The organism is Amycolatopsis sp. cmx-4-54, assembly GCF_046548895.1.
Lineage (GTDB): Bacteria > Actinomycetota > Actinomycetes > Mycobacteriales > Pseudonocardiaceae > Amycolatopsis.
This window is the reverse complement of record NZ_JAEBEJ010000002.1, coordinates 229,688-246,433: the sequence shown is the minus strand read 5'-3', so window position 1 is coordinate 246,433 and position 16,746 is coordinate 229,688. Positions and strand designations below refer to the sequence as shown.

Annotated in this window: 17 protein-coding genes and 1 tRNA gene; 13 read left to right on the top strand and 5 right to left on the bottom strand. The window is 68.3% G+C overall.

What is annotated here, in order from left to right; all coding sequences use genetic code 11:
• Positions 1-64: 64 nt before the first annotated feature.
• The 4 genes from ACLJQ7_RS06395 to ACLJQ7_RS06380 all read left to right on the top strand — a co-directional run bounded on the left by ACLJQ7_RS06395 (position 65) and on the right by ACLJQ7_RS06380 (position 2,181).
• Positions 65-673 carry a hypothetical protein gene (locus tag ACLJQ7_RS06395; RefSeq protein WP_410647211.1) on the top strand — a complete coding sequence of 203 codons (609 nt, stop codon included), beginning with the start codon at positions 65-67 and terminating at the stop codon, positions 671-673.
• Between the two features lie 187 nt (positions 674-860).
• Complete coding sequence (locus ACLJQ7_RS06390; protein ID WP_410647210.1) at positions 861-1,409, top strand: DUF2716 domain-containing protein; 549 nt, start codon at positions 861-863, stop codon at positions 1,407-1,409.
• A gap of 10 nt (positions 1,410-1,419) precedes the next feature.
• Positions 1,420-1,821 carry an immunity 7 family protein gene (locus tag ACLJQ7_RS06385; protein WP_410647209.1) on the top strand — a complete coding sequence of 134 codons (402 nt, stop codon included), beginning with the start codon at positions 1,420-1,422 and terminating at the stop codon, positions 1,819-1,821.
• Between the two features lie 66 nt (positions 1,822-1,887).
• Positions 1,888-2,181 (top strand): YiaA/YiaB family inner membrane protein, encoded by a 294-nt coding sequence (locus ACLJQ7_RS06380; protein ID WP_410647208.1) that lies wholly within the window; start codon positions 1,888-1,890, stop codon positions 2,179-2,181.
• Between the two features lie 254 nt (positions 2,182-2,435).
• Here ACLJQ7_RS06380 and ACLJQ7_RS06375 read toward each other — a convergent pair.
• Positions 2,436-2,508 (bottom strand) — tRNA-Gly (locus ACLJQ7_RS06375).
• A gap of 198 nt (positions 2,509-2,706) precedes the next feature.
• Between ACLJQ7_RS06375 and ACLJQ7_RS06370 the strand changes: the two genes are divergently transcribed.
• The 3 genes from ACLJQ7_RS06370 (at position 2,707) to ACLJQ7_RS06360 (ending at position 5,726) form a co-directional block, all read left to right on the top strand.
• Positions 2,707-4,284 (top strand): sigma-70 family RNA polymerase sigma factor, encoded by a 1,578-nt coding sequence (locus ACLJQ7_RS06370; protein ID WP_410647207.1) that lies wholly within the window; start codon positions 2,707-2,709, stop codon positions 4,282-4,284.
• 105 nt (positions 4,285-4,389) lie between these two features.
• Complete coding sequence (locus ACLJQ7_RS06365) at positions 4,390-4,830, top strand: DUF983 domain-containing protein (protein ID WP_125679202.1); 441 nt, start codon at positions 4,390-4,392, stop codon at positions 4,828-4,830.
• 32 nt (positions 4,831-4,862) lie between these two features.
• Entirely contained in the window at positions 4,863-5,726 is an 864-nt protein-coding gene (locus tag ACLJQ7_RS06360) for an Fpg/Nei family DNA glycosylase (protein WP_410647206.1), read from the top strand.
• A gap of 16 nt (positions 5,727-5,742) precedes the next feature.
• Here ACLJQ7_RS06360 and ACLJQ7_RS06355 read toward each other — a convergent pair whose 3' ends face one another.
• A complete protein-coding gene (locus ACLJQ7_RS06355) occupies positions 5,743-6,858 on the bottom strand; it encodes a serine hydrolase domain-containing protein (RefSeq protein ID WP_410647205.1) in 1,116 nt (371 codons plus the stop codon).
• A 169-nt stretch (positions 6,859-7,027) separates the two neighbouring features.
• On the opposite strand from ACLJQ7_RS06355, the gene ACLJQ7_RS06350 reads away from it, so the two are divergent.
• Complete coding sequence (locus tag ACLJQ7_RS06350) at positions 7,028-8,323, top strand: histidine kinase (protein WP_410647204.1); 1,296 nt, start codon at positions 7,028-7,030, stop codon at positions 8,321-8,323.
• A 413-nt stretch (positions 8,324-8,736) separates the two neighbouring features.
• Here the strand turns inward: ACLJQ7_RS06350 and ACLJQ7_RS06345 are convergent, their stop codons facing one another.
• From ACLJQ7_RS06345 to ACLJQ7_RS06335, 3 genes are all read right to left on the bottom strand, one after another.
• Positions 8,737-9,006 carry a hypothetical protein gene (locus tag ACLJQ7_RS06345; protein ID WP_410647203.1) on the bottom strand — a complete coding sequence of 90 codons (270 nt, stop codon included), beginning with the start codon at positions 9,004-9,006 and terminating at the stop codon, positions 8,737-8,739.
• 308 nt (positions 9,007-9,314) lie between these two features.
• A complete protein-coding gene (locus tag ACLJQ7_RS06340) occupies positions 9,315-9,488 on the bottom strand; it encodes a transposase (RefSeq protein ID WP_410647851.1) in 174 nt (57 codons plus the stop codon).
• A 403-nt stretch (positions 9,489-9,891) separates the two neighbouring features.
• The gene (locus tag ACLJQ7_RS06335) at positions 9,892-10,431 is read right to left on the bottom strand and encodes a helix-turn-helix transcriptional regulator (protein ID WP_410647202.1); all 540 of its coding nucleotides are present in this window, start codon (positions 10,429-10,431) and stop codon (positions 9,892-9,894) included.
• Positions 10,432-10,854: 423 nt separating this feature from the next.
• Between ACLJQ7_RS06335 and ACLJQ7_RS06330 the strand changes: the two genes are divergently transcribed.
• The 5 genes from ACLJQ7_RS06330 to ACLJQ7_RS06310 all read left to right on the top strand — a co-directional run bounded on the left by ACLJQ7_RS06330 (position 10,855) and on the right by ACLJQ7_RS06310 (position 16,682).
• Positions 10,855-11,700, top strand: a complete 846-nt coding sequence (locus tag ACLJQ7_RS06330) for a S49 family peptidase (RefSeq protein ID WP_410647201.1) — start codon at positions 10,855-10,857, stop codon at positions 11,698-11,700.
• Between the two features lie 187 nt (positions 11,701-11,887).
• A complete protein-coding gene (locus tag ACLJQ7_RS06325) occupies positions 11,888-13,291 on the top strand; it encodes a glycoside hydrolase family 16 protein (protein WP_410647200.1) in 1,404 nt (467 codons plus the stop codon).
• A gap of 145 nt (positions 13,292-13,436) precedes the next feature.
• Positions 13,437-14,273, top strand: a complete 837-nt coding sequence (locus ACLJQ7_RS06320) for a LytR/AlgR family response regulator transcription factor (RefSeq protein ID WP_410647850.1) — start codon at positions 13,437-13,439, stop codon at positions 14,271-14,273.
• Positions 14,270-14,785, top strand: coding sequence for a hypothetical protein (locus ACLJQ7_RS06315; RefSeq protein WP_410647199.1), 516 nt, complete (start codon positions 14,270-14,272; stop codon positions 14,783-14,785). The genes ACLJQ7_RS06320 and ACLJQ7_RS06315 overlap by 4 nt, the downstream gene beginning before the upstream one ends.
• A 31-nt stretch (positions 14,786-14,816) precedes the next feature.
• Positions 14,817-16,682 carry a cation acetate symporter gene (locus ACLJQ7_RS06310; protein WP_410647198.1) on the top strand — a complete coding sequence of 622 codons (1,866 nt, stop codon included), beginning with the start codon at positions 14,817-14,819 and terminating at the stop codon, positions 16,680-16,682.
• Positions 16,683-16,746: the final 64 nt, after the last annotated feature.

Below are 16,746 nucleotides of genomic sequence, written 5' to 3'. Positions count from 1 at the left end.
CTGTCGTACACATGTTCTAAAATGGGCGTTGTACAGCAGGAACAGCGGCGAAAGGCAGACACGGATGGCCTACATCACCCTGCCCACGTTCGTGGGGTACAGCACGAGCTCGGGTCCTTCGCGTTCCTCGTTCGTCCGGCGCTGGCGCCGTCAGTACGAGGATCCGGCCCGGGGCGGCTTCAACTTCTACCTCCGCGCCGCGAACGCGATCCGTGCCGGGCGGATCTCCGGCCGTGATCGCGAGGTACTGCGGGCCTTGGTCGAGAACGCGGACGAGCGCACGCGGCCGCACTACACCGAGATCGCCAACGGCTGGCTGCGCTACGTCGGGCGGCGCGACCTGCGGCCGGCGGAGGTCGGCCGGTCGCGATGGCGGCTCGGCTCGCTCGAAGTGGGCATCAACCCCCACCTCGGCCTGCGCAAGGGCGACGGCCCGGTGTTCGTGACCTGGCTCTACTTCAAGGAGGAGCCGTTGAGCCGGGACGCCGCGCAGATGGTGCTGTGGCTGCTCGAACAGACCATGGACGAGCTGCGGCCGGGCGGGCGGCCGCTGGTGATCGACGTCCGGCGTTCGAAGGAGTTCGCGTTGTCGCCGCGCGATCGCGACAAGGTGCGGCCATGGGTGCGGAGTGAGGCTTCGGCCTTCATGAGTCTTTGGGAGGCGGCCGCGTGAGCGAACGACGGCGAGCCCGCGTTCGGTGGGCTCGCCGTTCACGCACCGTCATTCTCACGGTTCCGGCGACGGCGCAAGACACCTGATCAGGTGACAGTTTCGCGGAGAATGCCCACGAGCTGGACAACTTGGGCCCCGAACACGAAGCTTTCCCAGTCTTAACCGGCCGAACCACCGAGGGTCGCTCGTGAACAACGCTTGGGAAGCCATCTCCAGGGTCGTAGATGAGCCCGCCTGGTACTGGGTCTACGACAAGCTCGCGTTCTGGCCGAGCACTTACGCGCATGCCTGGCCCGGTTTCCGTGAACCCGCGCCGTCCGTCGCGTGGGATCTCGCGCCGGTGGGCCTCGACCGTTCGTCACCGGAATTCCGGCTCGGCCCGTACGCCGTCGAGCAGAACGACGTAGCCCGCGTCGCGCTCGCGGCGTTGAAGGCCTGCGTCGCCGAGGACGAGTGGGTCTGGGTCCTGCACTGGCAGCACCAGTCGTATCGCTTCTACCCGCATCGGCACGCCGCGCTCGACCCGTGGCCCGTCCCGGTGTTCCCGCGCACCGACTACCACATGTTCCTGGCGAACGACTTCCGTTTCGGCACGCTCGGGCACCCGTGGGAACGGACATTGTGCGTGTACGGCGAGAAGTTCGTGCCCGCCTTCGAGAAGCACGGTGAGCAGATTTTCAAGAACGTGCTGCGGCGGGACGGGGCGCCGGCCGTGATGGCGGGCGGACCTGCCTAAACTCAGGCGGGTGTTCGAATACCACGGGTGGGTGACCATCCAAGCGAGCCCTTCGGGTGACGACGACGCCGCGCTGCTCGAGCGGATCGTCGAGCGGGTGCATCGAGCCGTCCGCGACTTCGGCGACGCCGACCTGCTCGACCTCCGCTGGGCCGCCGGGGTGCCGGTGCTGCACCTGGGCGGCATGGACAAGCACGGCACGGCGATCGCGCCCGAGCTGGTGGACCTGTTCACCCGCGTCGGCGATCTAGCGCCCGGTTCCTACGGTCTCCTGCAGGTCTGGGACGACCAGGATCCCGACCACGACAACGAGTTCAAGGTGTACCGGATGGCCCGCGGCCTGGTCACCGAACGCGGCGACGACCACCTGTCGCCGGTCTCGCCGACCGTGATGGACGGCTACGAGATCTGAATCGCAACCCTTCTTGAGTAGCCGTACTCAAGACAGCGCGGGGTGTTCGGCGCGACCTTGGTACGCATGACGAAAACCTCCGCAGCGCCGCCCACCACCGTCGCGTTCTTCGTCCAGGCCGCGTGTGCGTTCGGCCTGGCGCTGCTCGCGGTCGTCATCGGCATCTGGTACCTGCCGGTCGACGGCTGGGTCCGCGGCTTCCTCGCCCTCGGCATGCTCTTCCTGACGACCTCGGCGTTCACGCTCGCCAAATGCGTCCGTGACCGGCAGGACGAGAACACCGTCGTCAGCAGGGTCGACCAGGCACGCGTCGACAAACTCCTCGCCGAGCACAACCCCTTCAAAACGCCAGCGCTCTGAACGCGGCCGGGGCCGACATATGCACAAATCCGAATTACTACGGTCGTGTGAACCCGCTCACCGAACCTGTAGCACTTAGTGACCACCAAAACGAACGAACAAGAGGCCGAGAGGGAAGAAGATCAACGCGCCCGACAACCGACCCACCAACGCGAGCGACAAGGAACGCGGGGGTCCGGGGGCTCGGGCCCCCGGAAATTATGGCGAGCACGCTGCGGCGCAGGCTTTCCCTGCGCACGCGGTGCCCGCGTGCGAGCGGATGACGGGATTCGAACCCGCGACCCTCACCTTGGCAAGGTGATGCGCTACCAGCTGCGCTACATCCGCATGTCTTGCTCTGCTTCAGATACTCGTTTGAAGCAGTGGGACAACCATACACCGACCCTCCGTAGCGGTTTCGACCCACCCCTGCAGGTGCTTCGGTGTCACACCTGGCGTACAAGGGGTGACGACGGCTGCATACCTCCGTATGGTGTCCCCATTCGACCGAATGGTGAGTCCTTCGGGGAGGAGGTGCCTGGCCGGATGACCGAGCAGGGCACGGTGCCGCTTCAGGCGGCCTCGGAATCCGACGAGCAGGCATTGCTCCAGCGTCTCCGTGATGGGGAGGACGCCGCCTTCGGGGAGCTTTTCGAACTGCACGCCGCCGCGGTACGGCGGCTGGCCCGCAGTCTGGCCTCCGACCGGTCGGAGGCGGAGGACATCACGGCCGAGACCTTCTTCCGGGTGCTTCAGGCGTTGCGCCGGGGCGCCGGGCCGCGGGACTACGTCCGGGCGTATCTGCTGACCGTGGCTCGCCGGGTCTCGTGGGAGTGGCACGGCGCGCGGCGTGACGTGCCGGTGAGCGACGACGAGCTGACCTTCCGGGCCGGCGCGGGCGCGGACACGCATGCCCGCACGGCCGAACATTCGCTGATCACGACGGCGTTCACGAGTCTGCCGGAGCGGTGGCGTTCGGTGCTGTGGCAGACCGAGGTCGAAGGCGAGCAGCCATCGATGGTCGCGCCGCATTTCGGGTTGAGCGCGAACGCGACGGCGGCGCTGGCCCGGCGGGCGCGCCAAGGGCTGCGGGCGGCGTACCTCCAAGCGCATCTGTCGGTGAACCGCGGGCCGGATTCGTGCCGGGCCGTGGTGGAGAAGCTGGGCGGGTTCACCGCGGGCAGTGTCACCGGGGCCGAGGCCCGGCGGATCAAGAGCCACCTGATCGGATGCCAGTCCTGCCGGGCGACGCACGACGAGTTGCGTGACGTCTGCTCTTCGCTGCGGGCACATGCCGGTGTCGTCGCCTTGCTGGTGCCGGCGGCCGCCGGTGCCCACGCGAGCGGGGCGTTGTCCGGGCTCGCCGCGTCGGTCAAGGCGCTTCTGCTCGGGTCGAAGGTGAAGGTCGGCCTGGCGGTGGCGTCGACGGCCGCCGCGGGCGCGGTCGGGATCGTCGCCGGTCCGGCCGTGTTCGGCACCGACGTGACGCATACCGTCGGCCTGCCCGGCGGCGGCCAGCCGGAGCTGGCGTTGCTGCCGGCGCAGGTCGCGCCGCCCGTCCCCGGCGGGCCGGTGGAACTCCCGCCACAGCGGATCGCCGAGGACCGGATGCACGGCAAGGGCGAGCGGCCCGCCGTGACCGGACGCGGCCCTGGCGCGGAACTCGGGACGTCCGACCTGCCGAGCCTGCCGGGTGTGGGCACGTCGAGGAAGGACCTCGGCAACGCCGCCGGCGGCGCCGGCCGTGACAGCGGTGACAGCGGTGACAGCGGTGCCGATAGCGGCGTGCGGCCTCCGGACGAGCAGAACCCGGCGCAGGAGACCGCGCCAAGGAACGAGGTCCCGGAGCCGGGCACCGGCACGAACCAGACCACCTCGAAACGGGACGACGTCCCTCCCGCGGAGTCGCTGAGCCCGCCCACGACGACTTCCCCGGACCAGACGGACCCGGCGAACACGCCGGAGTCGACGACTGACCCGGAAGGGTCCACTTCGCCGGAGACGAGCACGCCCGGCGACGAGACCGGGACACCGTCCGGCGACCCGTCGAAGGACGAGCCGAGCCCGGTCGAACCGACTTCCCACTATCCGGAACCGGGCGTCGGCTACCCGACGTGCCCATAACGCCCGAGCGGGCATATCACCTTCGAACTCTCGCGAATCCGGCTCCCGTCACGGTACGGTGGAGCTCGCTCACGACGAGCGAGCGGCCGCGCGGGAGGCGACTGAATGAACCGGCTGGTGCACGGCGAGGACGGCCGTGACTGGGTGGTCCGAGCCCAGATGGAATGGCGTGCTCCCGCGACAGCGGACGATTTCGAGCACGATGTGGCCGGCAGCTATGGCCCGGGTATCGCGATGATCGCCGTGACGGCGCTGCTCGCGATCGTGCTCATCATGTGGACGCCCGCCGACGTGAGAATCCCGTCCTGGGTCCCGCTGGCGCTCCTGCTGGTCGCGTTGTTCTTCCCGCTGCGGTGGATCCTGCGCCGACCGTGGACCGTGGTCGCCGAGACCGAGGGCGATCTCGCCGGTGACCGGCCGTCGGAGCGCTGGGTGGGCACCATCCGCGGCATGTTCACCGTGCGCGGCGAGGTCTCGAAGATCACGAAGACCATCCAGAAGCACTCCCTGCCGGATTTCGACGGCCCCTTGCACCCGGTGGAGTAGTCGCGGCGGCCTGAACGCGCGAGACTGGGGCCATGCCCGAGTTACCCGAGGTCGAAGCGCTCGCTCACCACCTGCGTGAACACGCGGTGGGCAAGACGGTCTTCCGTGTCGACGTGGCGTCCCTCAGCGTGCTGAAGACGGCGACCCCGCCGTGGACGGAGCTGCACGGCCGCGAGGTCACCGGTGCCGGCCGCTTCGGCAAGCACCTCGATCTCGTCGCCGGTGATCTCCACCTGGTCGTCCACCTGGCGCGGGCGGGCTGGCTGCGCTGGTCCGACGCGTTGGCGCCGGCGCCGCTCAAACCCGGCAAGGGGCCGATCTCGCTGCGCGTCCACCTCGACGCCGCCGCCGGTCCCGGCTTCGATCTCACGGAGGCCGGGACGAAGAAGGGGCTGGCGGTCTGGATCGTGCGTGATCCGGAGAAGGAGGTCGCCAGTATCGCGCGCCTCGGGCCGGACGCGCTTGCGCTGGACCGCACGGGGCTCGAGAAGTTGTTCGCCGGGCGCACCGAACGGTTGAAGACGGCGCTCACCGATCAGTCGCTGATCGCCGGGATCGGCAACGCCTATTCCGACGAGATCATGCATATGGCGAAGCTTTCTCCCTACGCCACCACCGGAAAGCTGTCCGAAGGCGCGCTCGACGGCCTCTTCGAAGCCATCAGCGAAGTGCTGACCAGCGCCGTGACGCGGTCGGTCGGCCAGTCTGCGGCCCGGCTCAAGGGTGAGAAACGGTCCGGGTTGCGGGTGCACGCGCGCACCGGGCTGCCGTGCCCGGTCTGCGGCGACACGATCCGCGAGATCTCGTTCGCGGACAAGTCCTTCCAGTACTGCCCGACCTGCCAGACCGGCGGGAAACCCTTGGCGGACCGGCGGATGTCGCGCCTGCTCAAGTGACCGCCACTGACCGCGGTCAGCAGAGCGCGGCCTCGACCACGGGTGCCGGGATCTTCGGCACCACCTGCCCGTCGTGCACGTCCGCGGCGAGGTCGTACACGTTCAGCGCGAGGACCAGCTGTTTCGAGCCGTCCGCGTTGCTCATCGACACGCTGAAGAACCCTGGCCCGGCACCGGTATTGCCCCAGAACGTCTTCACGCCGTCGGCGCATTTCACGTCGAGCGTCTCGATCCCCGCCCCGTAGGCGCCGCCTCGGCCGTTCGGCACGAGCCGTTTGAGCTCGGCCTGTTGCGCGGGTGCCAAGAGCCGTCCCGCCAGCAACGCGCGGTGGAACGTCGCGAGCTCGTCGACGGTCGACACCATCGCGCCGGCGGTCCAGTCGTACGACGGGCTGAACACCGTCATGTCTTCACCGCGCATGTCGTACCCGTGCAGATGCGGACCGCGCAGGAACGGCGACCACAGCGGGAAGTACGTCCGCCCGAGGCCGAGCGGGCCGAGGATCCGCCGCTGGATCCCGGCGCGGACGTCGGTGCGGGTGACCCCCTCGATCACCTTGCCCAGCAACAGATATCCGGTGTTCGAATACTCCACGCCGCTGCCCGGCGGGAATGAAGGCCGGTCGATGAGCGACCGCCGGATCACCTCCGACGGCGTGATGATGTGCCCCCGGTTCCCGTGGACGAGGTACGGGTCGAAGAAATGCGGATCCAGGGGATCGTGCACGCCGGAAGTGTGGTTCAGCAGCATGCGCAGCGTGATCTTCTCCGGCTCGTAGCCCGGCCCGCGTACGACACCGGGCAGCCTGCGCTCCACCGGATCGTCGAGGGACAGCGAGCCTTCGCCCGCCAGTTGCAGCACCACCGTGGCGACGAACGCCTTGGTATTGCTGGCGATCCGGAACCGGTGATGCGGCCCCGCGGGTTCGCGCGTGGCCTGGTTCGCGTATCCGGCGCCGAAGCGCGAGACCGCCTCACCGGTCCGGACCTGGACGACCGCTCCCGGGAATCCCCCTTCGCCGACCAGATCGCCGACAGCCGCGCGCACCGGATCCCCGGCCGCGGCCGCCGTCCCGCTCGCCAGCAGCACCCCCGCCAGCACCCCCGCCGCGAGTTTCCCCGATCCGCGCATTGTGTTCCTCCCCCGGAAGCGATTGCCTGCGCACAGTCTTCCCGGCGCGACGGGGAGTGACCATGGGGACAACGCCCGGGTCTTGGGTAGGGTCGGCCCCACCCTCGGTTGTCACAACTCAACGGAAAGTGGGGAGCAGACCTTGCACCCGGTTGGTCGAGCGCAGAGCATGGACGCCGTGTCCGGGCTCGAAATCGCGCAGATCATCCCTTGGGGTGTGGCGCTGTTGCTCGCGATCCTCGTCGTCGTCCTCCTGATCAAGCTGAGGCGTCCCGCGAGCATCGTCGAGAACGCGGTGCTGCAGGCCGTCCACCGGATGTCGAAGGCGACACCGGATCTCCGTGAAGGGCTCGACGAGCAGGTCGCCGACAAGATCACCAGCCAGCTGCTGGAGATGCTCGACTGCGTCGCCGTCGGCATCACCGACAGCGAAGGCACGCTGCTGTCGTGGGACGGCGAGGCCAACGACCACTACGTCGACCTCGTCGACGCCATCGGCAACGCGATCCGCAAGCACCGGCGCGAGGTCGTCGCGCACGACAAGATGCCGTGCAACCACCGCGGCACCTGCCGGATGCGGACGGCGGTGATCGTGCCGTTGATCGTCGAGGGCGAGACCGAGGCCGCGCTGCTGGTCGTCGGGCGCACGCGCGGACGGCTGGTGCAGATGGCCGACGCGGTCGCGCAGTTCGTCTGCACCCAGTTCGAGCTGGCGCGCCTGGACGAATCGAAGAACCAGCTCCAGCAGGCGGAGATCAAGGCGCTGCGCGCGCAGATCTCGCCGCACTTCGTCTACAACGCGCTCAACACCATCTCGTCGCTGATCCGGACAGATCCGGAGGAGGCGCGAGAGCTGCTTCAGGACTTCGCGGACTTCACGCGTTACTCGTTCCGGACGTCGGGCATGTTCACCTCGCTCGCCGAGGAACTGCGGAACATCGACCGGTACCTGACCATCGAGAACGCCCGCTTCGGCGGACGGCTCGAAGTGCGGATGAAGATCGCGCCCGAGGTGCTTTCGGTGGTCGTCCCGTTCCTGATCATCCAGCCGCTGGTGGAAAACGCCGTCAAACACGGTCTCGCGTCGAAGCCCTCCGGCGGCTGCGTCACGGTGATCGCCGAGGATTACGGCGCCGAAGCGCTGATCAGCGTCGAGGACGACGGCATCGGCATGGAGCCCGCGAAGCTCGCGGATCTCCGCAGCCAGCACCGCACGGGCGCGCACGTCGGCCTTGGCAACATCAACCAGCGGATGCAGCAGGTGTTCGGCCGCGACTACGCGCTCATGGTCGAGACGGCGCCCGGCGCCGGGATGAAGGTGACCCTGCGGGTGCCGAAGTTCATGCCCGGCGTGCGGCCGAATCTGCCGGACTTCTCCGTCGACAGCGCGACCGTCCCGCCCCAGGGCGGTCCGAACGAGTCCAGCGGGGTGAGCGGTTCACGCAGCGGCGTGCTGCCGTCGTGAGTCTGTTGGTGAACCCGCGTCCGCAATCGCGTCGGCAGGGCGCGACCTGGTCGAACCTCTCACGTTGACGGGCAACGGCGCCCTGCCACCGCGATAGCGGGGCCTTCGGCCAGGGCGGGCTCACGCGTTATGTCCCTTTCGCGAGGCACGTCGCAGCTCCGCCAACAGGCTCTGAACTTGTCGTTTAACTCGTTCGCGTTGGCTTGGTGCCCTTTTTGTGATGTGCCGGACGCGTGTAAGCCTCGCCGGTCGCGAGGACTCGTCCCACGTCATGTCGTTCGGCGCGGCGGCGGTTCTTCGAACCGGGCGGTCGTCCTGGCCCTGGTCGGGTGGGTTTCGGTGCTGCTGCTGGTGAGGTCATCTTCGCGGATGTTCCGGAACCCGCGTCGAACGCGTGCCGGAGTGAGCTTGGCTTATGTGGTGGATCGTTCCCAGGGACGGCGCAGGTCCGTGGCCAGGTGCCGGGTCAGACGGAGCTGTGTGTGAGCGGCGAGGACGATCCAGGTCCAGCGGTCCGCCGCGTCCGGGTCGCGGAGCTTTGGGGCCGTCCAGCCCAAGGTCTGCTTGAACAGGCGGAACGTGTGCTCGATGTCGAATCGTCGCAGAAATGCCTGCCAGCAGCGGTCAACATCCTCGGTTGTGGCGTCGATGCGGGACCACCACAGCCAGACCGGTTTGTTCACCCCGCCGCTGGGTAGATGTTCTACTTGGAGCCGGATGACGGTCCCTTCGATGATCGGCAGTGGGCCCTCGTGATCGAGCCAGGCCGCGCGCCGGGTCAGCCGTGGATGCAGCCGGTCCCAGGCCCGTGCTGTCGCTTCACCGTAGAGGCGGGTGTCGGTCGTTGTGACCGCCTGCTCGGCGCCCCACGTATCGGGGTCGCGAAGACGAACTCGCCACCGTGTTCGGGCGGGCGGCCGCCTTTCGGGTCGTAGACGCGGGTCGGCGTGGACCGGCGCAGCACACGGTCTGAGCGCATCCGGCCGAGGATCTACACCGGCAGACCGGCCAGCAGGTGCGCGATGCGCGGTGCGTCGTATCCCGCGTCGAGCACAACGAGGATCTCCGGATCGCCGTCCCGCCACTGCCCGGCGGTGACGAGGCGTTCGGTGACGTCACGGATCTGGGCGGTGGTCACCGTGGCGACGTCCGCGCCGGGTGCCAGGCGGATGGCGTCCAGCGGTGCGGTCCAGGAGGTGCGCAGCCGCGGCGCCGATCACCGGCGAGTAGTGCGATCGAATGTGCGCCTCGCCGAACCGGCGGATCGCCACGACATCGTCGTCTCCGGCATTCCTCACGACCGGTTCGTCGCTCAACGCCATCGCACACCCCTCAACGAACCCGATCATGCGCATCCACCACCCGCTGGGGCGACACCGGCCCCGACAGAACCTGGAAAGAAGCCAGCGAGCTGCTGGACTTCAACGAGCGCACCAGCGCCATGGACGCCACCGCCGCCGAACCCGCCGACCTCCGCACCGAACTGAACCGAGCGCTGCAACCCTGACCAGTGAAACTCAGACGAGTGGGCCCTCCCGGTGCGTTCGGGCGCTACCCCACCCGGATCATCACGCGTCCGCCGGCAGTTCCGGAGCAGCAGATTCAGACGCAGAAGAGCCCGTGTGGGCCCTCTTCGCGGCGCGAAGCTCACGTTTGCTCTTCGACAAGGGGTACTTCGCTTCCAGACGTGGTTGGAGATAGATGCGTTGCACCGCGACCAGGATGGTCGCTCCTCCCACCCAGTACGCGATAGTCACTGCGATCCCGTATAAGCCCAGTGTGAAGCTCAGCATGGTCACGGCGATCCCGACACCGGCGTACAGCCACCACCATGCGCTCGTGATCCGGTCACGAGCCGCCTGCTGCTGCTCCACGCGCCCCTGCAACGACTCCACCCGGCTACCGAGCTCGTCATCATCGATCGATACGAACAGGTCACGCACCGACACCCGCAGCGCATCAGCCACGAGTGTCAAGGTCTCCAGGCTCGCATCCTGGCCAGCTTCCAACCGCTGCACCGTCCGAAGCCCGACGCCGGCCGCATTCGCGAGCCGCTCCTGCGTCCAACCACGTTCCTGACGCAGCTCAATCACCTGTGTTTGACTCATGCTCACAATTCTCTGTCGACATCCCGCCAGGACGCCACGCCAACCGCCCGCCACGAGACCGCCAATTGCACGCCACGAGACCGCCAGGCAACCGCCAATGCCCCCGCCAAGCTCCCGCGCTCATTGAGGGGCGGTGCTTCACCGGAATGCCCGGCTGATCGAGCTTCCGAGCAGGCAGAGCCCGCCCCCACGAGGAATTTCCGGGGTGGGCGCATCGGCGATACCGACGACCCCGCCGCGCCGGCCTCGGAACCGAACAGGCCAAGATCGTCGCCGCCGTCTTCGAGCGGTAACGAGCCGTTGATCAGCGACTACGTCCGACGCGGCCCCGTCTCTGGCGTATTCGGGCGCTACCCCCTCAATAGCCAGACGCCAGGAAGAAGACCGGTTAAACGACAAGCTGAACGTCGGTAGCCTGGTGGTATGAGCGTTGCGGACAAGCTGACCTCCCGTCTCCCGATGATCGGCGATCGGGGTGAACGCAAGGACGTCGTCGCCGTGGTGAAGCTGCACGGGGTGATCACGCCGACCCCGTCGCCGCTGGCCAGGGGGTCGATCAACCTCGCCGCCGTCGAATCGGCGCTGACGCGCGCGTTCGGGCACGAGCGGCTGAAGGCCGTCGCGTTGCAGATCAACTCGCCGGGTGGCGCGCCGACGCAGTCGGGCCTGGTCGCCGAGCGGATCCGCCAGCTCGCCGACGAGAAGAACGTGCCGGTACTGGCCTTCGCCGAGGACGTCGCCGCGTCGGGCGGGTACTGGCTCGCCTGCGCCGCCGACGAGATCTTCGCGCATCGGACGTCGATGGTCGGCTCCATCGGCGTGATCAGCGGTGGGTTCGGGTTCACCGGCCTGCTGGAGCGGTTCGGCATCGAACGGCGCCTGCACACCGCGGGGGCGAACAAGTCCCGGCTCGACCCGTTCAGCCCGGAGAAGCCGGAAGACGTCGAGTGGCTGAAGAAGATGCACGGCCAGCTCCACGAACTGTTCGTCGACTGGGTCACCGAACGCCGGGGCGACCGGCTTTCCGGCTCCGAGGACCTGTTCACCGGGGATGTCTGGCTGGGTGCCCGCGCGGTCGAACTCGGTCTCGTCGACGGCGTCGGCAGCCTCCGCCAGGTGATCACCGAGCGGTACCCGGACGCCGAGATCGCGATCGCCGAACCGAAGAAGCCGCTGCTGGCGCGGCTCGGTATCGGCGCCCCCGCCGCGGCGAGCGCGCTGCTGGACGCCGTCCAGTCCAAGGCCGCCTGGAGCCGCTTCGGCCTCTGACCCCACGTGCAATGAAGGGGCCTTTCATCGCAAATTTTGCGATGAAAGGCCCCTTCATTGCGTCTGCGGGCCGGAGCGATTCACCCGAACGGTGGTAGGCGTAAGTGGTTCAGACCAGGTCTCATATCGGACATACCGCTTTGTTGTGAACGGCAACAAACCTCGACAGTGTTGACGAGGAGGTCCGATGTCCGTTACTTCTCCCCGAACGACCCGCTGGAAGATCGCGCTCGCCGTCACCGCCGGCGCGGCTCTGATCACCGTCCCCCTCACCCTGCCCGCCTCGGCGGCCGTCCCGCCGCCTCCGGCCGGCTGGACCACCGTGTTCACCGACGACTTCACCGGCGCCGCGGGTTCGCTCCCGTCGAGCGCGAACTGGATCATCGACACCGGCCACGGCTACCCCGGCGGCCCGGGCAACTGGGGCACCGGCGAGATCCAGAACTACACGGCGAACCCCGCGAACCTCGCCCACGACGGCTCCGGGAATCTGCGGATCACGCCGCTGCGGGACGGCGCGGGCAACTGGACCTCGGCGCGGATCGAGACGCAGCGCACGAACTTCAAACCACCCACCGGCGGCGCGCTGCGGATCGAAGGCCGCATCCAGATGCCGAACGTCACCGGCGCCGCGGCGCTCGGCTACTGGCCCGCCTTCTGGGCGCTGGGCTCGCCGTATCGCGGCAACTACTGGAACTGGCCCGCCGTCGGCGAGTTCGACATCATGGAAAACGTCAACGGGATCAACACGGTCTGGGGCGTGCTGCACTGCGGCGTCAACCCCGGCGGCCCGTGCAACGAGACGACCGGCCTCGTCGGCAGCCGCACCTGCCCCGGCGCGAGCTGTCAGAGCGCGTTCCACACCTACACCTTCGAATGGGACACCAGCGTCAGCCCCAACGTGTTCCGGTGGTTCGTGGACGGGCAGCAATTCCATTCGGTCAGCCAAAACCAGGTCGACGCCACGACGTGGGCCAACATGACGAACCACGCGGGCTACTTCGTCCTGCTGAACGTCGCCATCGGCGGCGCGTTCCCCGACAACAACTCCGGCACCACGACGCCGGGGCCGGGGATCGTGCCGGGACACCCGATGCTCGTCGACTACGTCACCGTCCTGACCCGCGGCGGCGGCTCGACACCCACCACGCCGACGACGACCACGGGAAGCCCTGGCGGCGGCAGCGCGTACGGCACGATCCAGGCGGAGTCGTACGGCCAGGCGGCCGGGATCGCGAAACAGGCCACGTCCGATTCCGGCGGTGGGCAGAACATCGGCCCCGCGGGCAACGGTGACTGGGCGTGGTATCCGAACGTCGACTTCGGGACGCAGACGGGCAGGCAGTTCCAGGCGCGCGTCGCGTCCGGAGCGGCCGGCGGCGTGAGCGGTCTCGTCGAAGTCCGGCTCGGCAGCCGGTCCAATCCGCCCGTCGGCAGCTTCGCCGTCGCGAACACCGGCGGCTGGCAGAGCTGGCGGACCATCCCGGCGAATATCAGCGGCGTCACCGGGAAACACGACGTCCACCTGACCTTCACGAGCGGGCAGCCCGCCGATTTCGTGAGCGTCAACTGGTTCACCTTCACGCCGTGAAGGGATAGATGTGGCACGGCGAGGCGGTTCGTGTCACCGGAAAAGATGACGGCACCGGTCACCCCAGGCGCGGGGGTGGGCGGTGCCGTCCTTTTCGTTCGACTTTCGTGAAGCGGGCTGGACAAGGAACCCGGCAATGGGCAGGATGCGTCTCACTGTGAGTGCTCACGATGACACCCGGAAACTCATCGTCCTGGCGGTGGACGATGAGCCCAAAGGGTTAGACGAACTCGTCCACTGTCTCCGCAACAGCCCGCACGTCGCCCTGGTCTACCCGGCGATCGACGCTTCGGAGGCGCTGCGCCTGCTGTCCGCGGACGATCCGCGGCTGGCCGACCGCAAGACCCGCGGCCTGCCGATCGTGGACGCGGTGTTCGCCGACATCGACATGCCCGGTCTGTCCGGCATGGAGATGTCGCGGGTGTTCGCCGCGCTGCGCCCGTCGCCGGCACTGGTGTTCGTGACAGGGCACGCGGAAGAGGCCGTCAACGCCTTCGACCTCGGCGCGCTCGACTACGTGCTCAAGCCGTACCAGCAGGATCGTCTCGATCGCGCGATCAGCCGCGTGATCGACAAACTCGCCGCCAACGCCGCGCCGAAGTTCGGCCCGGAAGGCGGACTGGGACAAGTCAAGAACGACGACGAGGTCATCCCCGTCGAACTCGCGGGCACCACGAAGCTCATCCCGCGGTCCTCGGTCCGCTGGGTCGAGGCACAGGGCGACTACGCCAGGTTGTTCACCACCGACGGCAGCCACCTGGTCCGCATCCCGCTCGCCCAGCTCGAAGAACGCTGGGAGAAGGCGGGTTTCGTCCGCATCCACCGGTCGTTCCTGGTCTCGCTGCCGCTGATCACCGAACTGCGTATGGGGCAGGGCGGCTATCAGGTCGTGATCGGTAACGAGGAGAAGGTGCTGCCGGTGAGCCGCCGCCACACGCGCGCCCTCAAGGACAGGCTGGTCGGCGCCAACCGGTCGACGTGACCGACGACTACTACCGCCGCGTCAACGGCGTCCGCGAACCGGACCCGACGCTCGGCAAAAGCAGGAAACCGGCGGTGCCCGAGGGCGCCGCCGTCGAACCCGTTCCCGGCGCGCCGTCCGGCCCGAAGCACGAGGCCAAACCCGAACATCACGCGAAACCCAAGCGGCAGCGGGTGATCCTCGCCGATCCGCGGCAGGCCACCAGCACCCTGCGGGCCAGGGTCGAACTCGAAGAACAGACCAGCTGGGGAAAACTCCTGGTCCGGGATCTGGTGAAGATCCAGCTGCGGACGGCCTCCCTGCTGGCACTGCTGGTGATGGTCACGCTGTGTTCACTTCCGGTGCTGTTCTATCTGATCCCGTCGTTCGGCCGGGTGACCGTCGTGGGCATCCCCCTGCCCTGGCTGATCCTCGGCGTGGCACCGTTCCCATTCCTGTTCGGCATCGGCCTCTGGTACAACCGGCTCGCCGAACGGCACGAACGCGACTTCGTCGACATGATCGAGCACTGATCGCGGAGCTGCACATGCGAGGATCCACACCGTGCAGCTGAATTCGTGGGCCATCGCCGGCATCGTGCTGGTAGCGGTCCTGACCTTCTACCTCGGACATCGCTCCTCGAGGTCGGCCGTCAGCACGCACGATTTCCTCGTCGCCCGGCGCACCGTGCGCTCCCGGCGCAACGCCGCCGCGATCTCCGGTGAGTACCTGTCCGCCGCCTCGTTCATGGGCGTCGCCGGCATCGTCCTCAAGGACGGCGCCGACGCGTTGTGGTTCCCGATCGGCTTCACCGCGGGTTATCTCGCGCTGATGCTGTTCGTCGCCGCGCCGCTGCGGCGATCCGGCGCGTACACGCTGCCGGACTTCGTCGAGATGCGGCTGGGTTCGACGATGCTGCGCCGGGTCTCGACGGCGTTCGTCGTGTTCATCGGGATCCTCTACATGGTCCCGCAGTTGCAGGGCGCCGGCCTGACGCTGGCGACGATCCTGCCCGTGCCCGCGTGGGCGGGCGCGATCCTGGTGACCTGTGTGGTCGGTTTCAACGTGATCGCGGGCGGGATGCGCGCCATCACCGTCGTCCAGGCCTTCCAGTACTGGCTGAAACTGTTCGCCATCGCGGTGCCGACGTTCATCCTGTGCATCGTGTTCCTCGGTTCCGGCGGGCCGGGTAGCGCACGTCCGCTGGGGCAGCCCGCCCCGCCGGCCTTTCCGGAGAACACCACGGTGTCGGTGCAGGCCGACGTCACGCTGAAGGTCACCTCGGTGACCGTGCTCGAGGCGTACGGGCAGGTGGAAGGCGCGCGTGCCAACGGTTTCGCGGTGTGGACGCCGGAGGCCGGGCACAAGGTCGAGAAGGGCACGACGCTGAAGTTCACCGCGGGCACCCCGGTGCCGGTGGTCAGCGACGCGCCCGCGTCCAACGGCGACTGGCTGCGGCCGGGGTCGGGCGGTCTCACCGATCTGCTGCAGGTCTATTCGCTGATCCTCGCGACCTTCCTCGGCACCATGGGCCTGCCGCACGTCCTGGTCCGCTTCTACACCAACCCCGACGGGAAGGCCGCGCGCCGCACGACGGTGCACGTCCTGCTGTTGCTCGGGCTGTTCTACCTGTTCCCGACGCTGCTGGGCGCGCTCTCGCGGATGTACGTCCCGGAACTGCTGGTGACCGGCAAGACCGACGCCGCCGTGCTGCTGCTGCCGTCCGCCGTCCTCCCGGGCCTCGGGGGGCAGATCCTGGGCGCGGTGACGGCGGCCGGAGCCTTCGCCGCGTTCCTGTCGAGTTCGTCCGGGCTGCTGGTGAGTGTCGCCGGGGTGGTGTCCACCGACGTCCTGCCCGGTCGCGTCCGCGATTTCCGGGTCGCGACGGCGATCGTGGCGCTTATTCCGTTCGCGCTGGCGGTCCTGCTGCCGTCGGAGGACCTGTCGCTTTCGGTCGGGATGTCGTTCGCGCTGGCCGCGTCGACGTTCAGCCCGTTGCTGCTGCTCGGGGTCTGGTGGCGCAAGCTGAGCTGGCCTGGCGCACTGGCGGGGATGCTCGTCGGCGGCGGACTGGTGCTGACCGCGCTGGTGGTCAACATCGTCAGCAAGTACACCGGCGGCTGGGCGCCGTGGTTCTCGAACCAGCCCGCGCTGATCACCGTGCCCGCGGCGTTCCTGACCACCTATGTGGTGAGCCGCGCGACCGGATACGGGCGGCCGGACGACGTCCACGGCGTGATGCTGCGGCTGCACGCGCCCGATCCGCTCGGGTTCATGCGTGATCGTGCGGTCGCCCGGTTCGGGCAGGCCGAAGACTACACAGCCGACACAGCCGACACAGCCGACACAGCCGACACAGCCGACACAGCGAAGGCACCGAAGAAGACAGTGAAGGCCCGGGCCACCGGTAAGGGCCGCCACCGGAAGTAATTCACCCTTTCGAGTCGCGAGCGTCTACACAGAGTCGTACCGTTCACTCAAATGGATTGCCCCT